This is a genomic window from Streptomyces palmae, from assembly GCF_004684805.1.
In the GTDB taxonomy this organism is placed as follows: Bacteria; Actinomycetota; Actinomycetes; order Streptomycetales; family Streptomycetaceae; genus Streptomyces; species Streptomyces palmae.
Window position 1 is genome coordinate 1 of the sequence record NZ_SRID01000405.1, and the last position, 6,068, is coordinate 6,068.

7 protein-coding genes and 1 pseudogene are annotated in these 6,068 nt (G+C 71.2%); 5 read left to right on the top strand and 3 right to left on the bottom strand.

What is annotated here, in order from left to right:
• The first annotated feature begins 213 nt into the window (after nt 1-213).
• From E4099_RS27870 to E4099_RS27880, 3 genes are all read left to right on the top strand, one after another.
• Nucleotides 214-1,155, top strand: a complete 942-nt coding sequence (locus E4099_RS27870) for a metal-dependent hydrolase (protein ID WP_135341894.1) — start codon at nt 214-216, stop codon at nt 1,153-1,155.
• A 1-nt stretch (nt 1,156) separates the two neighbouring features.
• The gene (locus tag E4099_RS27875; RefSeq protein WP_135341895.1) at nt 1,157-2,245 is read left to right on the top strand and encodes a PDR/VanB family oxidoreductase; all 1,089 of its coding nucleotides are present in this window, start codon (nt 1,157-1,159) and stop codon (nt 2,243-2,245) included.
• Nucleotides 2,246-2,327: 82 nt separating this feature from the next.
• Complete coding sequence (locus E4099_RS27880; RefSeq protein WP_135341896.1) at nt 2,328-3,029, top strand: TetR/AcrR family transcriptional regulator; 702 nt, start codon at nt 2,328-2,330, stop codon at nt 3,027-3,029.
• A gap of 157 nt (nt 3,030-3,186) precedes the next feature.
• Here E4099_RS27880 and E4099_RS27885 read toward each other — a convergent pair whose 3' ends face one another.
• Nucleotides 3,187-4,221, bottom strand: a complete 1,035-nt coding sequence (locus E4099_RS27885; RefSeq protein ID WP_135341900.1) for an AraC-like ligand-binding domain-containing protein — start codon at nt 4,219-4,221, stop codon at nt 3,187-3,189.
• Between the two features lie 256 nt (nt 4,222-4,477).
• On the opposite strand from E4099_RS27885, the gene E4099_RS27890 reads away from it, so the two are divergent.
• The gene (locus E4099_RS27890) at nt 4,478-4,948 is read left to right on the top strand and encodes a ricin-type beta-trefoil lectin domain protein (RefSeq protein WP_135341897.1); all 471 of its coding nucleotides are present in this window, start codon (nt 4,478-4,480) and stop codon (nt 4,946-4,948) included.
• A 191-nt stretch (nt 4,949-5,139) separates the two neighbouring features.
• The gene (locus E4099_RS27895; protein ID WP_135341898.1) at nt 5,140-5,628 is read left to right on the top strand and encodes a MerR family transcriptional regulator; all 489 of its coding nucleotides are present in this window, start codon (nt 5,140-5,142) and stop codon (nt 5,626-5,628) included.
• On the opposite strand, the gene E4099_RS27900 is transcribed toward E4099_RS27895, so the two are convergent.
• Both E4099_RS27900 and E4099_RS33265 read right to left on the bottom strand, forming a co-directional pair.
• A complete protein-coding gene (locus E4099_RS27900) occupies nt 5,582-5,839 on the bottom strand; it encodes a DUF7848 domain-containing protein (RefSeq protein WP_446697063.1) in 258 nt (85 codons plus the stop codon). The two genes, E4099_RS27895 and E4099_RS27900, sit on opposite strands and share 47 nt — an antisense overlap.
• A 26-nt stretch (nt 5,840-5,865) precedes the next feature.
• A pseudogene (locus E4099_RS33265) lies at nt 5,866-6,068 on the bottom strand (hypothetical protein); the annotation flags it as partial.

Genomic DNA, 6,068 nt, shown 5'->3' on the forward strand with positions numbered 1-6,068 from the left:
GCGCCACCCCCCGCGCCGAACTCCGCGGCCGCCTGGCCGACGGCCGCCTCATCCGCCCCCTGCGCTGACCGCGTCCCCGAACACCACCCGGCCCGAACGCCATCTCCCTCGCCCCCGCAGGACAGCCACACGCCACCGCCTCCTCCCGCACCCGGTCCAGGAAATCCACGCGGGGCCCTGTCCTGGCGGAGATCACGCCCCTATATTGACACCATGTCTAACAAGGCGAGGGCGCTTCCCGTCCCCCGGGCCTCGGAACACACGCCGCTGCACGCTCGCAACGTCTCCTTCGACTGGGCGGGCACCCCGCTGCACTGGCTTCCCGGCGACCCGTCCACCACCCACACCATCAACGTGCTGCACCTGCTCCTGCCGGCCGGCGAACGCTGGTTCGTGCACGTCTACCGGCAGGCTCTCCCGTACATACGCGACGACGCGCTGCGCGCGGACGTCATCGGGTTCATCGGCCAGGAGGCGATCCACTCCCAGGCGCACGACGCGGTGCTGCCCCGGCTGCGGGAGTTGGGGCTGGACCCGACGCCGTACACCGCGCAGGTGGACTGGATGTTCGAGAAGCTGCTGGGCGACCGCACGCTGCCGCCCGGCCGGGCGCGCCGCTGGTGGCTGCTGGAGCGGGTGGCGCTGATCGCGGCGATAGAGCACTACACCGCGTTCCTCGGGGAGTGGGTGCTGGGCGCCGAGGAGTTGGACCGGCGCGGCGCCGACCCGGTGATGATGGACCTGCTGCGCTGGCACGGGGCGGAGGAGGTCGAGCACCGCTCGGTGGCCTTCGACCTGTTCATGCACCTGGACGGCGGCTACCGGCGCCGGGTGCGCACCTGGGCCGCCGCCTTCGCCGCCCTCTTCTTCACCTGGCAGCGGGGGGTGCGCTTCTTCATGGAGAACGACCCGACGCTGCCGAACGGCAAGGCCACCTTCAAGGAGTACGTGCGCGGCGGCCGGGAGGGCGTGCTGCCCACCTTCGGCGCGATAGCCCGCACCGTCCCGCAGTATCTGGACCGCCGCTACCACCCCTCCCAGTACGGCGACACCCAGCAGGCCCTGGACTACCTCGCCACCTCACCGGCCGCGCTCGCCGCCGAGCAGCGCACCGCCGGCCGCCCCGCCCGCCCCGAGCAGCACGGAGAGTCCTGAGATGCCGGCACCCCTGCCCCGCGCCCGTACCGTGTTCCTCGCGGCGGGCCTCGCGCTGCTGGCCCGGCGTGCCCTGCGGCGCCGGGTGAAGGCGTCCCCGCTGTGGCCGATGCCGGCGCTGGAGCACCCGATCTCCGGGACCGGCCGCTCGCGCGGCGACCTGGAGGTGCGGGTGGCGGAGCGTACCGAGGTGGCGGACGGCGTGGTCCGGCTGCGGCTGGCCGGCGAGCGGCTGCCCGCCTGGGAGCCGGGCGCGCACCTGGATCTGCTGCTGCCCTCGGGCGCGGTGCGGCAGTACTCGCTGTGCGGCGATCCGGCCGACCCCGGCTCGTACACCGTCGCGGTGCGGCTGATCGAGGACGGCCGGGGCGGCTCGCGCGAGGTGCACGAGGAGTTGCGGGAGGGCGCGGTGCTGCGCGTACGCGGCCCGCGCAACCGCTTCCCGCTGCGGGAGAACTCGCCGGTCCCCCTGCTGTTCGTCGCGGGCGGCATCGGCATCACCCCGATCCTGCCGATGCTGCGGCAGGTGGAGCGGGAGGGAGTGCCGTGGAGGCTGCTGTACTGCGGGCGGAGCCGGGCCTCGATGCCGTTCCTCGCGGAGGTCGAGGCGCTGGCCGCGGGTTCGGACCGGGTGCTGGTGGTGGCCGAGGACGAGGCCGGGCGGCCGGATCTGGCCGCGGTGCTCGGCGGCGCCCCGCCGCACTCCGCGGTCTACTGCTGCGGCCCGGCCGGGCTGATGGCGGCGGTGGCCGAGCTGCTGCCGGAAGGGCTGGAGCTGTACACCGAGCGGTTCGCCCCGGCGGCGCCCGGCGGCTCCGGTGCGGACACCGCGTTCGAGGTGGAGTTGGCGCGCACCGGGCGGACGGTGTCGGTGGCGGCGGACCAGAGCGTGCTGGAGGCCGTCCACGAGCAGGCGCTGCCCGATCTGGTCTACTCCTGCCGGCAGGGCTTCTGCGGCACCTGCCAGCAGCGGGTGGTCTCCGGCGAGGTGGACCACCGGGACGAGCTGCTGACCGACGGGGAGCGCGAGGACTCGATGCTGATCTGCGTCTCCCGTGCCCGCGGCGATCGACTGGTCCTGGACCTCTGACCACTTCCACCGGGCCGTTGTGATCGTTTCCGCCCGCGTACTCGCCTGTCCTTGGTCCACTTCGGGTTACTAGAGTGTGGGCATGACCGGCGGAATACGTCGCAGAATGGGCGTTGAGGAGCGGCGCGAGCAGTTGATCGCGGTGGCGCTGGAGCTGTTCGGCCACCGCTCCCCCCAGGATGTGTCGATCGACGAGATAGCCGAGGCGGCCGGTATCTCCCGGCCGCTCGTCTACCACTACTTCCCGGGGAAGCAGAGCCTGTACGAGGCGGCGGTGCGGCGTGCCGCGCAGGAGTTGGCCGCCCGTTTCAAGGAGCCGCACGAAGGTCCGCTTGGCGCGCGGCTGCTGCGGGTGATGGAGCGGTTCTTCGACTTCGTGGACGACCACGGTCCGGGCTTCTCGGCGCTGATGCGCGGCGGCCCGGCGGTCAACTCCGGCAGCACCGGCGCGATCATCGAGGAGGTGCGGCAGGCGGCGTACGAGGAGATCCTGCGGCACCTGGAGATCACCCGTGCCACGCCGCGGGTGGAGCTGCTGGTCCGCTCCTGGGTCTCGCACGCCGAGACCACCGCGCTGCTGTGGCTGGACGGGCGCCGGGTGCCGCGGGCCGAGCTGGAGCGGCAGTTGGTGCACGAGTTCGCGGCGATGGCCGCGGTGGCCGCCGCCTACGACGAGCAGGTGGCGGAGCTGCTGCGGAACATCTTCGCCACCGAGCCGGTGGACAGCCCCTTCGCGGAGCTGGTCACCCGGCTCGCCACCCTGTTGCCGCTGCCCGCCCCCTGAGCCCGGCCGCGTCCGGTGCGCCGGACCTGCCGGGGCTGCTGGGCGGCGCGCTGATCGCCCGGGAGGCGGGGGCGGTGGTGACCGACACCGAGGGCCGCCCCTGGGCCGCCGACAGTCCTGGCTTCCCGGCCGCCGACCCGCGGTTGAGCGGTCTGGATCACCCCTTTGGTGAGGGGCCGGCGGCTGGGCGTGGGGGTGTGGCCTTCCCCGCCTGGTGCGCGTCAGCGGACTTCAGGGCGCCGGCGCGGTAGTCGTTGGGGGTGATGTCGTAGGCGGCGCGGAAGGCACGGCTGAAGGCCGTCGCGCCGGTGAAACCCCAGCGGGCGGCGATGGTGTGAATGGATTGCCGGCGCAGGTCCGGGCTGGCCAGGTCGGCGCGGCAGTGTTCGAGTCGACGCCGGCGAATCGATGCCGCGACGCCCTCGTGTTGGTCTTGGAACAGCACGTACAGGCTCCGCAGCGAGATGTGGTGGCGGTCCGCGATCACACGGGGAGTCAGGTCGGGGTCTCCCAGGTTGTGCTCGATGAAGGCATCGATGCGACGGAGCAACGCATGGGCCCGGACCCGGGCAGGCACTTCCCTCGGGGCGCCGAACTGCTGCGTCAGGCACGAGGTGGCGATTTCCAGGGCCATGTTCCCGAGCCCACCCAGATCCTGAGGCCGGCAGTCGGGGCCTTTGTCGGCAAGCGCGAACAGGAATTGGGCCAGGATCGCCCCCATGCCCGCCTCTGCCGGCAAGCGCTGCGCCAGGAGCCGGTCAACCTGCTGGGAGGGCAACAGCATGTGCGCCTTGGGGATCTGGAGGACGAACACCTCGACGTTCTGGCCGTCTGTTCCCGAGCCGGACTCGTACGGGCGGGAGGTGTCCCACAGCACCATGTCGCCGACGTGCAGCTCAGACTCGTGACCGTGCTGCGCGAACCATGCGGAGCCCTTGGTCACCAGGCCCAATTGGTACTGCTCCGGGTCTCCCCTCCGGATCAGCGCGGGTGTGCGTCGCGAAAGGAGGGGGAAGTAGGCGAACTTCGATACCTGGACCGTCGTGAGGTCCAGCACGGAGCCCTCGGCGTAGAACCCTGTGGCGTCCCGCGGGCTGAACGCAGTCGGCATCAACGCACTGGACACCATGTCGGCGAACCAGTCGAAGCTGTTCGCCGCCGGCACGGATGCCGTCGAACCACCTTGCCACATCGTCAAGCCCCCCGCGTATCGCTTCTCACCGCTGTCCCCGCCAGTACCACGCCACAACGGCGCGCCCCTGATCATGACTGACCATCCGGCCCACCGCCTGTCGACACAAGGCCCGCGGATACGGCGTGTCCCGGGACACGCCCAGCCGGTGCGCGGCGTGGCCATCAAGAGGTGGCGCCACCGCGCTGCACGCATCGCGCAGGAAGACTGCACGGCATGCACACAAGCAATCGCCCGATCATGACAGGCTCACGACATGCGAAGAATCAACAAGGCAATCCTCACCGCCGTATCCGCCCTGGCCCTGACTCTCGGCGCCTCCACCGCCGCTCACGCGGACGGCTCTGTGACGTGGCGGAATGTCGACCCGGACATCCAAATCTGCCTCGGCCACGTGAATGACTTCTGGGGAACCCCCAACGACGTCGCCATGAGCGGATGCAACAGTGGCGAGGCCGGATGGTACGACCAGAATGTTGGCGGCAACGAATGGCTGCAGCGCGCCAACAACGACCGGAACTACTGCCTGACCGCCTACACCGACAGCGACGTTTACATGGAGCAGTGCAGCGGAAACGACTGGCAGCGCTGGTACGAGGAATACGTCAACGGCCACTGGCACCTGCGCCACAAGGCCACCAACATGTGCTTGCAGGCCGACGACCGAGGCAAGGGCATCGTCGTCCGGACCTGTGACTACTGGGCCGAGAACCAGATGTGGGAATGAGGACTGCCGGGAAGTCGCCGGTCAGGCACTCGTTGAGGACTGCGCCCAGCACGGTCGGACCCCGTGATGTCGGCGCAGTGAACACAACAGCCCGCTGGGCAGTGGTCAGCGACAACGGCGGAATCTTGGGACCCGGACGACTCATGCCGGACCCACGATGAATCTCTGACCCAGGTCACTAGGCTGACGCTATGTCAGAGACCTCCGAGACCTACGACACACCCCAGAGCTCCGCGGGGCTGAGCATCGGCCAGGTCGCCGAACGCACCGGCCTGAGCGTGCACGCCCTGCGCTTCTACGAGAACGAGGGGCTCTTCGTCGGCCCGGTACGGCGCGGCCCCGGCGGGCACCGGGTGTACACCGAGACGGACGTGGCCTGGCTCCAGGTGTGCAACCGCTTCCGCGCCTCCGGGATGCCGCTGACCGTCATCCGCCAGTACGTCGACCTGGTCCGCCAGGGCCCCGGCAACGAGGCGGACCGCTACGCGCTGCTGCGCCGCCACGAGGAGCAGCTGGCGGCGAGGATCGAGGAACTCACCGCCTGCCTGGCGGTGATCAGGGAGAAGGTCGGCGTGTACGAGGAGCACCTGGCCCAGGGCACCGCGGACCGCCTGTGGGCCGGCGACCCCCGTGCTACGGGCGATCCGGCGCCGGCGGGTCGATCTCCTCACTCGGGCTGACCCGCCAGAACATCGTCACCGTCACCCGGTACCCGGTGTGGTGCCGGCCCTGGGCATCCGCCTTGCCGGTGTGCGCCAGCGCCCACTCCTCCGCCTTCGCCCGCCGCTCCCCCGGCACCCGCTCGGGCGCCGGGTCGGAGGCGGCCCCGCAACTGGTGCAGTGCACCTGGATGACGTACGGTTCCGCCTCCGGATCGGCGCCCAACCGCATCGTCACGTACCGCATCCGCATCCGGCTCACCGCCCCGCCCCCAGAGGGTCGGACGCCTGCCCGGGCATGGTGTTCCACGCGATCCGCGCCGCGACGTACAGCAGGTCACCGCAGGTGGTGCCGCGCTCGGCCGGCACCCGCCAGTGCATCCCGGGCCCCCGGGTCCAGTGCACTGGCGGCATCCCGACGAACGCGGACTCCGCCGCCCGCCCCGGCAGCATGACCACCC